A 15,953-nucleotide genomic window follows, 5' to 3' on the forward strand; every position below is an offset into this window, starting at 1 on the left:
GGGCTCGGGATCGGGAACACCGCCTGCCTACCCGATCGGGCGGGGCGGCGCCATGCGAACATTGTGGCGGGTACATTGCGGGCCGGTGCCCGGCCTCAGCGGCGGCGGGCGAGGTAGTCGAGGGTGAAGGCGGCATAACTGTCGGCGGTGACCTTCAGCTCGTCCCGGATCAGCCGGTGCAGTGCGGGCAGCTTGTGGAACGGGACCGCCGGAAAGACGTGGTGCTCGACATGGTAGGGCATGTTCCAGGCGAGGAACCGCACGACCCGGGTGGTGAAGGTGGTTCGGGTGTTCTCGAACATGTTCGCGACCGTCGGGCAGTCGCCATGCTCGGCGAGGAGATAGAGCCGGAGGAACGGCTGGCCGAGGAGGGCCGGAACCAGCCAGACCCAGATGAGGACCGGCGACCAGAAAAGCGTGAGCGCCGCCACCGCGTAGAGCGCGAGCATCACGCGCGCCTCGCGCTCGGCGCGGCCGCGCGCGGCGTCGGGCAGGAAGGCGGGCCGCTCGCGCCCGAGCACCAGCCGCCAAAGAAGCCGCGCGTTGGCCCACCAGACCGGCAGGCCCAAGACATGCCGGACCCAGCCGCGCATATCCGTCGGCTTCTCGCCCTCGAGCTCGGGATCGCGGCCGGGGATGTTGGTGAAGCGGTGATGCGCGAGGTGGAAGTAGCGGAACCACTCGAAGGGCAGCAGGATCAGGACGCCGCAGACGCGACCGACCCAATCACTGAGGCGCGCCGACTGGAACGGCGTGCGGTGCGTGCATTCATGCTCGAGCGTGAAGAGGAAGATCACCAGCACGCCCTGGACCGGCAGGAGGAGCGGCCAGAACGGCACGCGGAGCGCGATGAGCGCGCCAGTCAGAAGGATGAGCCCGCCATGCAGCGCCAGATGGACGAGCCCCGCGCGGTCGCTCGTCCCGGTCAGCGCCGCCTTCTCGGCCACGGGCAGCGCGGCGAGAAACGACCGGTGGTCGATCTCCCCATGCGGTTTTCCACCCTGATGCGCTATACTGTCCTCGGAGGTCATGGCGCATCCTCGCCGAAACCCCGCTCACCGGCAAGCGGGCCGCGGGGTTTGAGATGGGTCAAGGCGCGCCCCTGCCGGGTTAGGCAAAGTGGTGCGAAAACAAGCAGAAAGGACAATAGATGACGGTAACCGCGCGGCAGTCCGCGATGATCCGCGAAAGCTTTCACCGGCTCAGGGAACGGCTCGAACCCGCTTCGGTCTATTTCTACGAGGCGCTGTTCCGCCGCGACCCCTCGCTACGGGCGATGTTCCGCGACGACCTCGCGGGTCAGGGCATGAAGTTCATGACCACGCTCGGCATCGTGATCGAGAACCTCGAAAGCCCCGAGGCGCTGGGCGAGCGGTTCGCCGAGCTTGGCCGCGGCCATGCCCTGATCGGCGTCAAGGCCGCGCATTTCGCACCGATGGGCGAGGCGCTGATCGAGACCCTGCGCAACGAGCTCGGCGGCGAGTTCACACCCGAGCTGGAAGAGGCCTGGCGCGCCGCCTATGCCGAGTTGTCGGAACGGGTGATCCGCCGCGGCGGGATCGAGTGACCGGCTAGCTTTGTCGCGCAATCCATTGATCTAAAAAGAAAACCCGCCGGAGGCGGGTTTGCCTCCGGCGGGGGTATTTGGACAATAGAGATATCAGCCGCGCAGAATCGAGCGGCCGGCATATTCCGCCGTCTCGCCCAGCATTTCCTCGATGCGGATCAGCTGGTTGTACTTCGCGAGCCGGTCGGAGCGGGCGAGCGAGCCGGTCTTGATCTGGCCGCAGTTGGTCGCGACCGCGAGATCGGCGATGGTCGCGTCCTCGGTTTCGCCCGAGCGGTGCGACATCACGTTGGTGTAGCGGGCGCGGTGGGCCATGTCGACGGCCTGCAGGGTCTCGGTCAGCGTGCCGATCTGGTTGACCTTCACGAGCATGGAGTTGGCGCAGCCCTTGGCGATGCCCTCGGCGAGGCGGGCGGGATTGGTGACGAAGAGGTCGTCGCCGACGAGCTGGCACTTCGCCCCGAGGACGTCGGTGAGATGCTTCCAGCCCGCCCAGTCATCCTCGGCGCAGCCATCCTCGATCGAGATGATCGGGTAGTCCTTCACCAGCGCCTCGAGATAGGCGACGTTCTCCTCGGACGTGAGAGTTTTCCCTTCGCCGGAAAGTACATACTTGCCGTTCTTGAAGTATTCCGTCGAGGCGCAGTCGAGCGCGAGATAGATGTCCTCGCCCGGGCGGTAACCGGCCTTCTCGATCGATTTCAGGATGAAGTCGAGCGCGTCGCGGGTGGAGGAGAGGTTCGGCGCGAAGCCGCCCTCGTCGCCGATCCCGGTCGAAAGCCCCGCCGCCGACAGTTCCTTCTTCAGCGTGTGGAAGACCTCCGAGCCCATCTGCACCGCGCCGCGGATGTCGGGGGCGGCGACCGGCATGATCATGAATTCCTGGATGTCGATCGGGTTGTCGGCATGCTCGCCGCCATTGATGATGTTCATCATCGGCACCGGCAGGACCCGCGCCGAGGTGCCGCCGACATAGCGGTAGAGGGGCTGCATGGTGAAATCCGCCGCCGCCTTGGCGACCGCGAGCGAGACGCCGAGGATCGCGTTGGCGCCGAGCCGGCCCTTGTTCTCGGTACCGTCGATCTCGATCATCAGCCGGTCGATCGCCACCTGCTCGGTCGCGTCCTCGCCGATGAGGTTCTCGGCGATCTCGCCGTTGACGGCCGCGACCGCCTCGAGGACGCCCTTGCCCATGTAGCGCGACTTGTCGCCGTCGCGCTTCTCGACCGCCTCGTGGGCGCCGGTGGAGGCGCCCGACGGGACCGCGGCGCGGCCCATCGTGCCGTCTTCCAGCGTCACGTCGACCTCGACCGTCGGGTTGCCGCGGCTGTCGAGGATCTCGCGGGCGTGGATGTCGATGATGGTGCTCATGTTCGTCGGTCCTTTCGGCGGGAAATGGCTTTTGGCCGGGTGTTTACGCGCTCGCGCGCCATGAGGGAAGAGTGTTCACGCCGCCACCGCGGCGCGCGCCACCTTCCGCTCGCGCAGGTAGGTGTAGAAGGCCGCCGCGAGGATCAGCGCCGCCCCGGCGAGCGTCATTGCGTCGGGCCGTTCGGCGAAGACTGCGACCCCGATCGCGAGCGAGAAGACGAGCCGCGCATAGCGGAACGGCATCAGCGCCGAGGCGTCGGCATCGCGCATCGCCGCGACGATCGCGTAATAGCCCGCGGTGCCGCAGAGGATCGCGGCGCCGATCTGCGCGCCCGCGGTGGCGGTGATCGCCTCCGGCGCCGGCCCGATGACGAGCAGGAGCCCGCCCGCGACGACGAGCGCGAAGAAGCCGTGGAACGAGACCGCGAGCGAGGGCACCTCGGCCGGGATCCGCCGGGTGACGAGGTCGCGGAGCGCGATCGCCGCCACGGTGACGAGGACGAGCCCGGCCTCGGGCCGGAAGCCTTCCAGACTGGGGCGCAGGATCATCAGGACGCCCGCGAACCCCGCGCCGACCGCGCCCCAGCGCCGCCAGCCCACTGCCTCGCCGAAGACCAGCGCCGCGCCGGCCGTGACCGCGAGCGGCGTCGCCTGGAAGACCGCCGCGACGGTCGAGATCGGCACCAGCGACAGCGCGGTCACGAAGGAGACCGCCGCGACCGCCTCTGCGAGGCTGCGCAGCGCCACCTGGCGCACCGCGAGCGCCGCCCCGATCCGCCGCCAGCCGGCCGGTCCGGTCAGCGCCGCGAAGACCGCCGCACCGCCGAAGCCGAGGCAGATGAGCACCTGGCCGACCGGCAGGCTCGCGGTCAGCACCTTGATGAACGCGTCCTCGACCGAGAAGGCGGCCATCGAGAAGAGGACGAGAAGGATGCCGTGGAGGTTCTTCATGCGGACCATCTTGCGCTCGGACGCGCCGTGCAGAGCGCAATCGGGCGCTCCGCGCAAGCGAATTCGCCCCCGGTGCGGGATGAAAGCCCCCTTGGCGGGGCGGCAAGGGCGCTCTACCAATTGCGAAAACGGGGATGACGATGGGACTCGAGGACAGAAGCGGCTGGATCGCGCTGGCGGGGCAGGCGGCGGCGTTTCCCGCCGTCGCGGGCGATGTGACGGCGGAATATGCGATCGTCGGCGGCGGCGTGACCGGCCTCGCCGCGGCGCGCAGGTTGGCCGAAATCGCGCCCGGAAAGCGGATCGTGCTGATTGACGGCAAGCGGCTCGGGCAGGGGGCCAGCGCGCGCAATTCGGGCTTCGCCGTCGCCCATGAAAGCCCCGTCCATGCCGACCTCAGTTCTCCGGAAGGACGCGCACGTTACGCTCTGACGAACCGGATCGACCTCGCCGGCGTAGCCGAGCTTCACCGCCTCGTGGCGGCGCATCGCATCGACTGCGACTGGGAGGACACCGGCACGATCTACGCCGCGCATAACGTGGCGAATTTCGACACGCTGCACCGGCACTGGAAAAGCTCTAAGGACCTCGGCATCGACGCGGAATTGATCGAGCGCGACGCCCTCGCGCGCCGCCTCGGCACCAGCCATTACGGCCTCGGCGTGGAGACCCGGGGTGGCGCGCTCCTGCAACCCGGCAAGCTCCTGCGTGGCCTCGTCGAGGCCCTCCCTCCCGCGGTCGAAGCCTTCGAAAATTCGCCGGTCCGGCGGATCGCCCGTGCTGGCGCGGGCTGGTCGCTTGAACTCGACCTCGGCACCGTCCGCGCGGCAAAGGTCATCGTCGGCGTCAACGCCTTCCTGCCGAGGCTCCGGCTGAAACGGATGCGGGTCTTCCCTCTCGCTTTGACGGCGAGCCTGACGCGTGCCTTGAGCGCGGAGGAGGAGGAACGGATCGGCCGACCCGACAGCTGGGGCATCCTCTCGCCACGCCCGCTCGGGGCCACGGTGCGGCTGACACGGTCGCGCCGGATCCTGATCCGCAACACCGCCGAATACGCGCGTGGCGGGATCACGCCGGCGATGCTCGCGGCGCGGCGCCGGGTCCATGCCGAGGGGCTCGCCCGCCGCTTCCCCTTCCTCGGGGAGGCCGATATCGAGCACAGCTGGTCCGGTGCAGTCTGCATCAGCCGCAACGAACGGCCCGTCTTCGAGGAGACCGCGCCGAGCCTCTTCCTCTGCGGTTGCTACAACGCCTCGGGTCTGTCGCGCGGCACGATCCTCGGCCGCCTGATCGCGGATCTGGCCGAGGGCGGCGCTGACCCGCTGCTTGCTGACGCCATCGCGCTCGGCGGGCCGAGTCTGATCCCGCCGAGGCCGGTCTTCGATATCGGAGCGAAGCTCAGGCTAGCCTGGGAGCGGCGGCGCGGCGCGACCGAGATATAAGCCCGAGCCCCGAGTCAGCTCTTCTTCAGCGGCACCCCGAACAGTTCCAGCCTGTGGCCCTTCAGCCGGTAGCCGAGGCGCTTGGCGATCTTGTCCTGCAGCGCCTCGATCTCCGCGTCGACGAACTCGATCACCTCGCCGGTCGTGAGGTCGATGAGATGGTCGTGATGCTCACGCTCGGCATCCTCGTAGCGCGCCCGGCCGTCGCCGAATTCGAGCTTGTCGAGGATCCCCGCCTCGTCGAAGAGCTTCACCGTCCGGTAGACCGTCGCGAGCGAGATCTTCGGGTCGACGGCGCAGGCGCGGGCATAGAGCACCTCGGCATCCGGGTGGTCGTCGGATTCCTCCAGGACGCGCGCGATGACCCGCCGCTGCTCGGTCATCCTGAGGCCCTTGGCCTCGCAACGTTCGATGATCGACAGGCGCATGGCCGCTCCGGACTTCGTGGTTCTAGCGGTTTAGGGGAAATCTCGCGGGGCGTGAAGGCCGAAATGCCGGGACGGCGACTGCGACGCGGAAGGGAATGGTAAGCCTCGCCCGTGACAGGTAACCCGGCCCCGCCCCCCCCGCCATCCCGGGTCCCGAGCGGCTGCGGGCTCAGACCGGCCAGATCCACCAGACATAGCCGCCGTATCCCGCGAGCAGCGCCGCCCCCTCGCGCCGGGTGATGCGAAAACCCGTATAGGCGGCGGCGATCAGCAGGACCGACATCAATACCATCGCCGGAATGTCGAACCCCACGATCTGCTCGGGCACCTCGGTCGGCGCGATCAGCGCGGTGGCACCGCCGATGCCGAGGATGTTGTAGATGTTCGAGCCGACGATGTTGCCGAAGGCGACGTCGCTCTGGCGGCGAATGGCGGCGACGACCGAGGTCACCAGCTCGGGCATCGAGGTCCCGACCGCGACGATGGTGAGCCCGATCACGGTCTCGGAGATCGCCATCGAACGCGCCAGTGCCACCGCGCCATCGACCAGGAAGCCGCCGCCGGCCATGACGAGGAGGAGCCCGCCGACCGCGGTCGCAAGCGACAGCGGCATGCCCGGCCCGGCCACGGGCGAGGGGGTGACCGCGGGATCGACGGCTTCGAGCGCCGCGGCCTTGTCGTAGGCCGCGCCGTGATCGGCGCCCGCCGACACCCGTTCCATCCGGAAGGCGAGATAGATGTAGACGGCGAGCGCCGCGACGAAGACCAGCCCGACGCCGCGCGACATCGGCATGGCCCAGGCGATCGCGGCGAAGGCCAGGGCGACGGCCAGCATGACGCCGCCGTCGCGGCGGAGCGCGGCCGAGCTGACCGCGATCGGCGCGAGCAGCGCCGCGGTGCCGCCGATCAGGAGGATGTTGGCGATGTTCGAGCCGACGATATTGCCGTAGGCGATGCCGGGCGAACCGGCCAGCGCGGCCCGGACCGAGGTCACGAGCTCGGGCATCGAGGTGCCGAAGCCCACCAGCGTGAGGCCGATCACCAGCGGCGAGACGCCGAGCCGCTCGGCGACGCGCACCGCGCCCCGCACCAGAAACTCGCCGCCGAGGACAAGGAGAACGAGACCGCCGAGGAGCGGGAGCCAGATGTCGAACATGGTGGGCCTTTATGTCGGTGGGAGCCGTCGGACCTAGATGCGGATCGCGCCACCACACCTGCAAGGGGGCGCCTGAAATAAAGCGCCGAGCGGGGGCGATCGCCCGCGCCGACCGACAGCGGCGATGTCGCGAACGGGAAAGACCGCCCGCCGCCCGGCTGAAAGGCTGGGTCCGACAAGGAGGCGCCATGGACCAACAGCATCGCCGCCGGGGCCGGGCCGCGCGCCGCACCGAAGCGCCGGCGCGGGTCGTGGACTACCGCCATCTCCGCCACCCCTTCGCGCCGCAGAAGGTGCTCTCCGACGACGCCGTCGCCGCCATCCACGAGATGGCGCTGCGCCTCCTCGAGGAACTCGGTCTGCGCGTCCTCTTGCCCGAGGCGCGGGCGCTCTACGCGGCCGGCGGGGCGCTCGTCGACGAGGGAACCGAGATGGTCCGCCTCGGCCGCGACATCGTCGCCGCCGCGCTCACCTCGGCGCCGCGCAGCATCCGCATGCGCGCCCCGAACTCCGACCGCGACCTGACCTACGAGGAGGGCGCCCTCATCTTCTCGCCCGCCGGCGGCTGCCCCAACGCCACCGACGCGCTGCGCGGCCGCCGCCCCGGCAATCTCGCGACCTATCTGGAGACGCTGAAGCTGCACCAGAGCTTCGACGTGATTCACAAGCTCGGCCCCTCGGCCGAGCCGCAGGACGTTCCCGCGCCCCTGCGCCACTACGCGATGATGAAGGGCCAGCTCACGCTCTCCGACAAGCCCCTCTTCGTCTATGCCCGCGGCCGCGCCCAGGTCGCGGAGAGTTTCGAGATGATCCGCCTCGCGATGGGGCTCCCGGAGGAGGACTTCGCCGCCGGCGCCTGGGCCACCACGGTGATCAACACCAACTCGCCGCGCCAGATCGACAAGCCGATGGCCGAGGGCATCATCGACTTCGCCCGCGCCGGCCAGCTTTCGATCATCACGCCCTTCTGCCTCTCCGGCGCTATGGCCCCGGTGACGGTCGAGGGTGCCTTGGTCCTCCAGCACGCCGAATGCCTCGCCGGGATCACGCTCGCCCAGCTCGCCAGGCCCGGCGCGCCGGTCAGCTACGGCGGCTTCTCGTCGAACGTCGACATGAAGTCCGGGGCGCCTGCCTTCGGCACGCCCACCCATATCCGCATGGCGATCGGCACCGGTCAGCTCGCCCGCCATGTCGGCCTGCCCTGGCGCTCGGCCGCCGGTTCCGCCTCCAACACCGCCGATATGCAGGCGGCGGGCGAGAACCACATGGGGCTTTGGGCCAACCTCATGGCCAATGCCACGCTGACGGTGCATTCCGCGGGCTGGCTCGAGGGCGGGCTCACCTTCGGCTACGAGAAGTTCATCAACGACATCGAGGCGCTGCAGACCATCGCCGAGCTCTGCGCGCCCCTGGCCTCCACTCCCGACGACCTCGCTTGGGACGCCTTGCAGGATGTCGCCCCCGGCGGCCATTTCTTCGCCACCCAGCATACGATGGACCGCTTCGACCGCGCCTTCTATGCTCCCCTCGTCGCCGATCTCTCGAACCACGGCACCTGGGAAGCCGCCGGCGCCCGCACATCGACGGAGCGCGCGACGCAGATCTGGCAGCAGGTGCTCGCCGACTACCGCCCCCCCGAGGGCGCGGCCGAGCGCGGCGAGCGCATCGCCGCCTTCATCGCCCGCCGCAGCGCCGAGGGCGGCGCGCCGCCCGCGGATTGACCCGCCGCGGCCGGGACCGAAAACCACCTCGGAAACGGCATCACGCCGGACTTGACTTTGCGGCGCTCCTGCCCGATAAGCCCGCATCCCGGCGAGGCCATGCCCCGACCGGGATTCTTAAGTTTGCAACGATCGTCCCCGAAACGGGGACGCGCTGTCCGAGGCGGGGACACCCGAAACACCGGTCGAGACCGGGGCCACAGGGCGCGGCAGAGAAAGGAAAGACCCATGTTCGCGGTCCTCAAGACCGGTGGCAAGCAGTACAAGGTTCAGGCGGGCGACGTGCTCCGCGTGGAACTCATCGCCGCCGCCGCTGGTGAAAAAGTCCAGTTCAACGAGATCCTGATGGTCGGCGGCGACAAGCCGGTGCTTGGCGAGCCGCTCGTCAAGGGCGCGGCCGTGCAGGCCGAAGTCATCGACGACATCAAGGCCGACAAGGTCATCACCTTCTGGAAGCGCCGCCGCAAGCACTCCTCGCAGCGCACCCGTGGCCACCGCCAGAAGTTGACGCTCGTCCGCGTCACCGACATCCTCGCCTCGGGCGCGGAAAAGTCGGGCGTGAAGGAAGCGATCGGCACCGCCGCCGCCCGCGTCGCCGCGCATGACAATACGCCGGCCGGCGAGGCCAAGGCCGAGAAGAAGGCTGCCCCGGCGAAGAAGGCCTCGGCCAAGAAGGCCGAGGCGAAAGCCGCCCCGGCGAAGAAAGCCCCGGCCAAGAAGGCCGCGGCCAAGACGAAGGAGTAACACCCCATGGCACACAAGAAGGCAGGCGGTTCCTCCCGCAACGGCCGCGACTCCGCTGGCCGGCGTCTCGGCGTCAAGCTCTACGGCGGCCAGGCCGCCCAGCCGGGCGCGATCATCGTGCGCCAGCGCGGCACCACCTGGTGGCCGGGCGAGGGCGTCGGCATGGGCCGCGACCACACGATCTTCGCGACCGCCGAAGGCCGCGTGACGTTCCGGAAGGGCCTCAAGGGGCGCACCTTCATTTCGGTCCTCCCGGCGGCGGAGGCAGCCGAGTAAGCCGAAGCCTTACCGTTCGATCGTAAGGGGGACCGGCCGAAAGGCCGGTCCTTTTCGTTTCCGCGGGATCCCCTGTCCGTGCGGATCCGGTTCACGATCGTCGGCGCGATTATCGGCCGCGAGGACGCGCAGGGGGATTGATCGGGCCATGCTCCCGCCCCATTTCGGGTGTATCGGCAAACAAGGCGCCACCACCGCGGCAGCGGGAAAGGCGTCAGAGTGAGAGTTATGCAGGGTTCGGGGCCGGTAGGGGGCCACGTTCCGGCTTTGTGTTTCTCGGGAGGAAGGAAGGCATGATCCAGGAACCCATCGTCGTGCAACCCGCCCTGGCGGCCGAACGTTTCGTACTGCGCGCGCTCCGGCGCTCGGATGCCGGGCTGATCGCGATGTACATGGCCGACAAGCGGATCGCCGAGGGCAGCCGCGCGATCCCGAATCCACTGCCGCCGGGCGCGACCGAGGCCTTCATCACCCGCGCCCTGTCGGAGGGCCGCGACACCGATGTCTGGGTCATGGACGGGTCCGAGCGCGGCCATGCCGAGGTCCTGGGCCTCGTCAGCCTGACCCATATGGAGCGCGAGCAGAGCGAGATCACCTACTGGGTGGCGCCCGCCTTCTGGAACACCGGCTACGCCTCCGAGGCGGTCCGCGCCATCGTCGAGGCCAACCCGCACCGCTCGCGCACGCTCTTCGCCGAGGTCTTCCAGGACAATCCCGGCTCGGCCCGGGTGCTGACGAACTGCGGCTTCGAATACCTCGGCGACGCCGAGGCCTTCTCGGTCGCGCGCGGCGCCACGGTCCCGACCTGGACCTATCTGCGCAAGATGGCCTGAGCGGATGCCGCGCCGCGCCGTGATCCACACGGCGCGGCTTATCCTGCGCCCCCCGATCCCGGACGATGCGCCCGCGATCTCCGCGGCGCTCGCGGACTGGGAGGTCACGCGCTGGCTCTCCGCGCCGCCTTGGCCCTATGGGATAGGTGACTCGCGGGCGTTCCTGTCGGACGCCGGCACCGCCGATCATTGGGCGATCGACCACGGCGGCGCCCTCGCCGGGCTGATCGGCACGAAGCCCGATCTCGGCTACTGGCTCGCGCGCCGGTTCTGGGGCGGCGGCCTGATGCAGGAAGCGGCGGGCGCGGTCGTCGCGGCCCATTTTGCCGATCCCGATGCGGGCCCGCTGGCATCCGGCCATTTCGAGGGCAACGACCGCTCTGCCCGGGTGCTGCTGTGGCTCGGCTTTGCCTACCGGGGCACCGGGCCCGCCTTCGCCCGCCCCCTCGGCCGCGAGGTCACGATCCGCCGGATGGAGCTGACCCGCGCGGACTGGCACGCCGCTCCCCTCGGCACCGCGCGGCCGGCGCCGTAACCCGTCGCGCTCGACCGGGACGTGGCGCGGCGTCCCCGAGAGACCCGGCTTCCCGCGCGACCGGCACCGGTCCGGATCTGGCGCCGCCCCACCGCATCTTCTTCATTGCCGAAATACCCCGGGGGGTGCGGGGGGCTGGCCCCCCGCTTCCTTCGCCCGAAGCGCGACCGACCCCTTAACCCGCCGCGCGCCCGGGCCATACCATTTGCCGACCCTTCGCCGACGCCCCGCCGCCCTTGCGAAAACCGCCGCCACGGGCTATCGCCACTCGACCCCAAGGAAAGCGCTGCCATGAAGTTCCTCGACCTCGCCAAAGTCTACATCCGCTCCGGCGGCGGCGGTGCGGGCTGCGTCTCGTTCCGGCGCGAGAAGTTCATCGAGTTCGGCGGCCCCGACGGCGGCGACGGCGGCAACGGCGGCTCGGTCTGGGCCGAGGCGGTCGAGGGGCTGAACACGCTCATCGACTTCCGCTACCAGCAGCATTTCTTCGCCAAGTCCGGCCAGCCCGGCATGGGCTCGCAGCGCACCGGCAAGTCGGGCGACGACATCGTGCTGAAAGTGCCGGTCGGCACCGAGATCATCGACGAGGACGAGGAGACGCTGATCGCCGACCTCACCGAGGTCGGCCAGCGGGTGCTCCTCGCCCAGGGCGGCAACGGCGGCTGGGGCAACCTGCGCTTCAAGTCCTCGACCAACCGCGCCCCCTCCCGCGCCAATCCCGGTCAGGACGGGGTGGAACGCACGATCTGGCTGCGGCTCAAGCTCATCGCCGATGCCGGGCTGCTCGGGCTGCCGAATGCCGGCAAGTCGACCTTCCTCGCCGCGGTCTCGAACGCGCGGCCGAAGATCGCGGACTATCCATTCACGACGCTCGTGCCCAACCTCGGCGTCGTCGGCATCGACGGCAAGGAATTCGTCATGGCCGACATTCCCGGCCTGATCGAGGGCGCCTCGGAGGGCCGTGGCCTCGGCGACCAGTTCCTCGGCCATGTCGAGCGCTGCTCGGTGCTCCTCCACCTCGTGGACGGCACCTCCTCGACGATCGCCAAGGACTACCGCACGATCATCACCGAGCTCGAGGCCTATTCCGGGACGCTGGCCGAGAAGCCGCGGATCACCGCGCTGAACAAGATCGACGCGCTCGACGCGAAAACGCTGGCCAACCGCAGGCGCAGCCTTGAAAAGGCCTCCGGCGGTCCGGTCCACGCGATCTCGGGCGTCTCCGGCGCGGGCGTGCCGGGGGTGCTGCGCGCGCTTCACCGGGTGATTTCGGCGGACCGGGCCGAGGACGGCCCCGAGGAGGGGACATGGCAGCCCTGACCCCCGACATCGGCGCCGCGCGCCGGCTCGTCGTCAAGATCGGCTCGGCGCTTCTCGTCGACCGTGCCGGCGGGCTGAAGCGCGACTGGCTCGCGGGTCTCGCCGAGGACGTGGCCATGATCAAGGCGCGCGGCGCCGACGTGATCCTCGTTTCTTCCGGCTCGATCGCGCTCGGCCGCGGCGTCCTCGGCCTGCCCGCGGGCGCCCTCACGCTCGACCAAAGCCAGGCCGCCGCCGCGGTCGGCCAGATCCGCCTCGCGCGGGCCTACGAGGAGGTGCTGGCGCCGCACGGGCTCACGGCCGGGCAGGTGCTGGTGACGCTCGAGGATACCGAGAACCGCCGCCGCTATCTCAATTCCCGCGCGACGATGGAGATGCTTCTCGGCCTCGGCGTGGTGCCGATCGTGAACGAGAACGACACGGTCGCGACCGACGAGATCCGCTTCGGCGACAACGACCGGCTCGCGGCACAGATCGCGGTGACGATCGGGGCCGACCAACTCGTGCTCCTGTCGGACGTCGACGGCTTCTACTCGGCCAATCCGAAGGAGGACCCGACCGCGCGGCGCTTCGACCTCGTCGAGCGGATCACGCCCGAGATCGAGGCGATGGCGGGCGATCCGGTCTCGGGCCTGTCCAAGGGCGGGATGAAGACCAAGCTCATGGCGGCGAAGACCGCGGTCGCCGGCGGCTGCGCGATGGCGATCATGGAAGGCTCGGTGAAGCGGCCGCTCTCGGCGCTGGCGGCGGGGGCGGCGAAGACCTGGTTCCTCGGCCAGGGCGACCCGCAAGTCGCGCGCAAGCGCTGGATCGCGGCGATGAAGCCGAGGGGCGAGATCCGGCTCGATGCCGGCGCGGTTACGGCGCTCGGGGCCGGCAATTCGCTCCTGCCCGCCGGGGTGACCGCGGTTGCGGGCGCCTTCGGGCGCGGCGATCCGGTGGCGATCCTCGGGCCCGGGGGCGAGGCGCTCGCCAAGGGGCTTGTGCGCTATTCGGCCGAGGAGGCCCGCGCGATCGCGGGCCGGCGCTCGGGTGACATCGCGGCCATTCTCGGCTATGCCGGGCGCGGGCCGATCGTGCATCGCGACGACATGGCGTTCTGAGGGGAGCGCGCTGGCGCGCGCGGCCTCCGGCAGGGATATTGGGGGCAAGATGAAGATGCAGGAGATCTCCGACATGGCGGCGCTGATGGCCGGGATCGGCCGGGCGGCGCGGGCGGCGGCGGCGGAGCTTGCCTTCGCGGCGCCCGAGGCGAAGCGCGCCGCACTCGAGGCGGCGGCGGACGCGGTCTGGACGGGGCGCGAGGCGATCATCGCGGCGAATGCCGAGGACCTGGCCTTCGGCCGTGACAAGGGCCTCAGCCCGGCGATGATGGACCGGCTGATGCTCGACGAGGCGCGGATCGGCAGCATCGTGGCGGGTCTGCGCTCGGTCGCGGCGCAGGCCGATCCCGTGGGCGCGGTGGTCGCGGAGTGGGACATGCCCTCGGGGCTTCACATCCGCCGGGTGCGGACGCCGCTCGGCGTCGTCGGCGTGATCTACGAGAGCCGGCCGAACGTCACCGCCGATGCCGGCGCGCTTTGCCTCAAGTCCGGCAACGCGGTGATCCTGCGCGGCGGGTCGGAAAGCTTCCATTCCTCCCGCGCGATCCATGCCTGTCTCGTGGCGGGGCTGAAGGCGGCGGGCCTGCCAGAGGCGGCGATCCAGCTCGTGCCGACCCGTGACCGGGCGGCGGTGGCGGAGATGCTCAGGGCGGTCGAGTTCATCGACGTGATTGTGCCGCGGGGCGGCAAGGGGCTCGTCGGTCTCGTGCAGAAGGAGGCGCGGGTGCCGGTCTTTGCCCATCTCGAGGGCATCTGCCATGTCTATGTCGACAAGGACGCCGACCCGGAGAAGGCGATGAAGGTCGTGCTGAACGCCAAGACCCGGCGCACCGGGATCTGCGGCGCGGCGGAATGCCTGCTTGTCCATCGCGACGTCGCCGCGACGCTCGGGCAGGGGATCGTCGATGCGCTGATGGCGGCGGGGGTCGAGGTCCGGGCCGAGGGGCTGCGGGGCAGCAGGCCGGCGTCGGCGGAGGATTTCGGCCGCGAGTTTCTCGACATGATCATCGCGGCCAGGGTCGTGGATGACGTTGACGCGGCGATCGCCCATATCCGCCGCTACGGCTCCTCCCACACCGAGGCGATCATCACCGAGAGTGACGCGGCGGCCGAGCGGTTCTTCACCCGGCTCGACAGCGCGATCCTGATGCGGAACGCCTCGACCCAGTTCGCCGATGGCGGCGAGTTCGGCATGGGCGCGGAGATCGGCATCGCCACCGGCAAGATGCATGCCCGCGGCCCGGTCGGCGCCGAGCAGCTCACCTCGTTCAAGTATCTCGTCACCGGCGACGGCACCGTGCGCACGTGACCGCGGAGCCGACCGACGCCGAGCTTGCCGCCCGCTACCGGTCTCGGATCGAGACCGAGCTGGCCGAGCTCGACGCCGCGAGCGAGGCGACGAGCGGGGATCGTGCGCCGGTCACGCTCGACCAGCAGAGCGTCGGGCGGCTGAGCCGGATGGACGCGTTGCAGGGCCAGGCGATGGCGGCGGCGCTCGAGGCGCGGCGCGGGCAGCGACGGCTGGCGCTCGAGGCAGCACTTAGGCGGATCGGCGCGGGCGAGTTCGGCTGGTGCGCCCGCTGCGGCGATTTCATCGGCGCGGGCCGGCTCGACATCGACCCGGCGGCGATGACTTGCGTCGTCTGCGCCGGAGAGGCGCGTCAGTAGCCGAGCGCGATCCGGCCCTCGGCGCGGCTCACGCGCAGGCATCGGCCGAGCCGGGCGGCCTCTTCCGGCAGGAGCGCGAACTGGACATGGGCGGGGGAGACGGGGCCCGGCGCCGCGCCGTCGAGCCGCGCCCAGAGCGCGTCGTCGATCTTCATCTTCTCCGCCTGCGCCTCGATCCGCCAGCCGCCGTCATCGGCCGTGACCGTGATCCGTCCGCCGAAGGGCAGGGCGGTCTCGAGGCACTGCAGCACGAGGAAGGCGAGCTTGGTCTCGGGCCGCGGCGCATCGCCGGAGACGCGCCAGTCGATGGAGAGCCGCCCGCCGCGGGTCATGTCGTCGAGGATCGAACGGACCTCGCCCCGCGCCACGCTCTGGCCGGGCGGTGCGATGCCGTAGGCGATGCGGAAGAAGCGGATCCGCGCGGTGGCGTTCGACACGCTCTCGGAGATCAGCGCGATCTCGGGGCCGGCGGCATCGCCCGACATCATCAGCAACTCGACCCCGTTGCCGATCGCTCCCAAAGGGCTGATAAGGTCGTGGCAGATGCGCGATCCGAGAAGGGCCGTCAGGTCGGGATTGTCAAATGCCATCGGGGACTCCTTGGGCTGGAGGGCGGATCGTGAACGAAGTGCTGGAGCCGGGAATGCTGGTGCGCCATCCGGTCCATGAGGACTGGGGGCTCGGCCAGGTGCAGTCGCGCATCGGCCTGAAGATCACGGTGAATTTCGAACACGCCGGCAAGGTCGTGATCGACGGGACGCGGGTGGAACTCGTACTGGTCATGGACCCCGATGATTAACTTCCGGCTGTCAATGGCACGGTATCACAACCTATGAGG

At 70.0% G+C, this 15,953-nt stretch carries 17 protein-coding genes and 1 pseudogene; 12 read left to right on the forward strand and 6 right to left on the reverse strand.

Going from position 1 to position 15,953, the window contains the following annotated elements; translation table 11 throughout:
- Positions 1 to 95: 95 nt before the first annotated feature.
- The gene (locus OM960_RS11695) at positions 96 to 1,031 is read right to left on the reverse strand and encodes a fatty acid desaturase (protein WP_264772065.1); all 936 of its coding nucleotides are present in this window, start codon (positions 1,029 to 1,031) and stop codon (positions 96 to 98) included.
- Positions 1,032 to 1,150: 119 nt separating this feature from the next.
- Here OM960_RS11695 and OM960_RS11700 point away from each other — a divergent pair, with 119 nt between their 5' ends.
- Positions 1,151 to 1,567 (forward strand): globin domain-containing protein, encoded by a 417-nt coding sequence (locus OM960_RS11700; protein ID WP_263336327.1) that lies wholly within the window; start codon positions 1,151 to 1,153, stop codon positions 1,565 to 1,567.
- 93 nt (positions 1,568 to 1,660) lie between these two features.
- On the opposite strand, the gene eno is transcribed toward OM960_RS11700, so the two are convergent.
- A complete protein-coding gene (gene eno / locus OM960_RS11705) occupies positions 1,661 to 2,938 on the reverse strand; it encodes a phosphopyruvate hydratase (protein ID WP_263336324.1) in 1,278 nt (425 codons plus the stop codon).
- Positions 2,939 to 3,013: 75 nt separating this feature from the next.
- Entirely contained in the window at positions 3,014 to 3,889 is an 876-nt protein-coding gene (locus OM960_RS11710) for a DMT family transporter (protein ID WP_264772066.1), read from the reverse strand.
- A gap of 134 nt (positions 3,890 to 4,023) precedes the next feature.
- Between OM960_RS11710 and OM960_RS11715 the strand changes: the two genes are divergently transcribed.
- Positions 4,024 to 5,331, forward strand: a complete 1,308-nt coding sequence (locus OM960_RS11715; RefSeq protein WP_264772067.1) for an NAD(P)/FAD-dependent oxidoreductase — start codon at positions 4,024 to 4,026, stop codon at positions 5,329 to 5,331.
- A gap of 14 nt (positions 5,332 to 5,345) precedes the next feature.
- Here the strand turns inward: OM960_RS11715 and OM960_RS11720 are convergent, their stop codons facing one another.
- Together OM960_RS11720 and OM960_RS11725 are read right to left on the reverse strand one after the other, a co-directional pair.
- A complete protein-coding gene (locus OM960_RS11720) occupies positions 5,346 to 5,759 on the reverse strand; it encodes a Fur family transcriptional regulator (RefSeq protein ID WP_264772068.1) in 414 nt (137 codons plus the stop codon).
- Positions 5,760 to 5,928: 169 nt separating this feature from the next.
- Entirely contained in the window at positions 5,929 to 6,915 is a 987-nt protein-coding gene (locus OM960_RS11725; protein WP_264772069.1) for a calcium/sodium antiporter, read from the reverse strand.
- A 188-nt stretch (positions 6,916 to 7,103) separates the two neighbouring features.
- Between OM960_RS11725 and OM960_RS11730 the strand changes: the two genes are divergently transcribed.
- The 9 genes and pseudogenes from OM960_RS11730 (at position 7,104) to OM960_RS11770 (ending at position 15,115) form a co-directional block, all read left to right on the forward strand.
- Positions 7,104 to 8,636: a trimethylamine methyltransferase family protein gene (locus OM960_RS11730; protein WP_264772070.1), complete on the forward strand. Its 1,533-nt coding sequence runs from the start codon at positions 7,104 to 7,106 to the stop codon at positions 8,634 to 8,636.
- Between the two features lie 228 nt (positions 8,637 to 8,864).
- Positions 8,865 to 9,335, forward strand: a pseudogene (gene rplU, locus OM960_RS11735) (50S ribosomal protein L21); the annotation flags it as partial.
- Positions 9,336 to 9,386: 51 nt separating this feature from the next.
- On the forward strand, positions 9,387 to 9,656 hold the full coding sequence (gene rpmA / locus OM960_RS11740) for a 50S ribosomal protein L27 (RefSeq protein WP_263336308.1): 270 nt from the start codon (positions 9,387 to 9,389) through the stop codon (positions 9,654 to 9,656).
- Positions 9,657 to 9,949: 293 nt separating this feature from the next.
- Entirely contained in the window at positions 9,950 to 10,489 is a 540-nt protein-coding gene (locus OM960_RS11745) for a GNAT family N-acetyltransferase (RefSeq protein ID WP_264772071.1), read from the forward strand.
- 4 nt (positions 10,490 to 10,493) lie between these two features.
- The gene (locus tag OM960_RS11750; RefSeq protein ID WP_264772072.1) at positions 10,494 to 11,024 is read left to right on the forward strand and encodes a GNAT family N-acetyltransferase; all 531 of its coding nucleotides are present in this window, start codon (positions 10,494 to 10,496) and stop codon (positions 11,022 to 11,024) included.
- 291 nt (positions 11,025 to 11,315) lie between these two features.
- Positions 11,316 to 12,344, forward strand: coding sequence for a GTPase ObgE (obgE, locus tag OM960_RS11755; RefSeq protein ID WP_264772073.1), 1,029 nt, complete (start codon positions 11,316 to 11,318; stop codon positions 12,342 to 12,344).
- Positions 12,332 to 13,447 carry a glutamate 5-kinase gene (gene proB / locus OM960_RS11760; protein WP_264772074.1) on the forward strand — a complete coding sequence of 372 codons (1,116 nt, stop codon included), beginning with the start codon at positions 12,332 to 12,334 and terminating at the stop codon, positions 13,445 to 13,447. Before obgE ends, proB begins: the two co-directional genes overlap by 13 nt.
- A 55-nt stretch (positions 13,448 to 13,502) precedes the next feature.
- Entirely contained in the window at positions 13,503 to 14,756 is a 1,254-nt protein-coding gene (locus OM960_RS11765; RefSeq protein ID WP_264772104.1) for a glutamate-5-semialdehyde dehydrogenase, read from the forward strand.
- Positions 14,753 to 15,115 carry a TraR/DksA family transcriptional regulator gene (locus OM960_RS11770; protein ID WP_263336294.1) on the forward strand — a complete coding sequence of 121 codons (363 nt, stop codon included), beginning with the start codon at positions 14,753 to 14,755 and terminating at the stop codon, positions 15,113 to 15,115. The genes OM960_RS11765 and OM960_RS11770 overlap by 4 nt, the downstream gene beginning before the upstream one ends.
- On the opposite strand, the gene OM960_RS11775 is transcribed toward OM960_RS11770, so the two are convergent.
- Positions 15,109 to 15,705 (reverse strand): histidine phosphotransferase family protein, encoded by a 597-nt coding sequence (locus OM960_RS11775; protein WP_264772075.1) that lies wholly within the window; start codon positions 15,703 to 15,705, stop codon positions 15,109 to 15,111. The two genes, OM960_RS11770 and OM960_RS11775, sit on opposite strands and share 7 nt — an antisense overlap.
- Positions 15,706 to 15,734: 29 nt before the next feature.
- Between OM960_RS11775 and OM960_RS11780 the strand changes: the two genes are divergently transcribed.
- Positions 15,735 to 15,914 (forward strand): DUF3553 domain-containing protein, encoded by a 180-nt coding sequence (locus OM960_RS11780; RefSeq protein ID WP_263336288.1) that lies wholly within the window; start codon positions 15,735 to 15,737, stop codon positions 15,912 to 15,914.
- Positions 15,915 to 15,953: the final 39 nt, after the last annotated feature.

The sequence above is a fragment of the Defluviimonas salinarum genome, assembly GCF_026013545.1.
In the GTDB taxonomy this organism is placed as follows: Bacteria; Pseudomonadota; Alphaproteobacteria; order Rhodobacterales; family Rhodobacteraceae; genus Albidovulum; species Albidovulum salinarum.

Coding starts and splice junctions, on each gene's coding strand:
- OM960_RS11750 (WP_264772072.1), top strand. CDS start 10,494: ATGCCGCGCCGCGCCGTGATCCACACGGCGCGGCTTATCCTGCGCCCC.
- OM960_RS11710 (WP_264772066.1), bottom strand. CDS start 3,889: ATGAAGAACCTCCACGGCATCCTTCTCGTCCTCTTCTCGATGGCCGCC.
- OM960_RS11730 (WP_264772070.1), top strand. CDS start 7,104: ATGGACCAACAGCATCGCCGCCGGGGCCGGGCCGCGCGCCGCACCGAA.
- OM960_RS11745 (WP_264772071.1), top strand. CDS start 9,950: ATGATCCAGGAACCCATCGTCGTGCAACCCGCCCTGGCGGCCGAACGT.
- obgE (WP_264772073.1), top strand. CDS start 11,316: ATGAAGTTCCTCGACCTCGCCAAAGTCTACATCCGCTCCGGCGGCGGC.
- OM960_RS11765 (WP_264772104.1), top strand. CDS start 13,503: ATGCAGGAGATCTCCGACATGGCGGCGCTGATGGCCGGGATCGGCCGG.
- OM960_RS11720 (WP_264772068.1), bottom strand. CDS start 5,759: ATGCGCCTGTCGATCATCGAACGTTGCGAGGCCAAGGGCCTCAGGATG.
- OM960_RS11715 (WP_264772067.1), top strand. CDS start 4,024: ATGACGATGGGACTCGAGGACAGAAGCGGCTGGATCGCGCTGGCGGGG.
- OM960_RS11775 (WP_264772075.1), bottom strand. CDS start 15,705: ATGGCATTTGACAATCCCGACCTGACGGCCCTTCTCGGATCGCGCATC.
- proB (WP_264772074.1), top strand. CDS start 12,332: ATGGCAGCCCTGACCCCCGACATCGGCGCCGCGCGCCGGCTCGTCGTC.
- OM960_RS11725 (WP_264772069.1), bottom strand. CDS start 6,915: ATGTTCGACATCTGGCTCCCGCTCCTCGGCGGTCTCGTTCTCCTTGTC.
- rpmA (WP_263336308.1), top strand. CDS start 9,387: ATGGCACACAAGAAGGCAGGCGGTTCCTCCCGCAACGGCCGCGACTCC.
- OM960_RS11695 (WP_264772065.1), bottom strand. CDS start 1,031: ATGACCTCCGAGGACAGTATAGCGCATCAGGGTGGAAAACCGCATGGG.
- OM960_RS11700 (WP_263336327.1), top strand. CDS start 1,151: ATGACGGTAACCGCGCGGCAGTCCGCGATGATCCGCGAAAGCTTTCAC.
- eno (WP_263336324.1), bottom strand. CDS start 2,938: ATGAGCACCATCATCGACATCCACGCCCGCGAGATCCTCGACAGCCGC.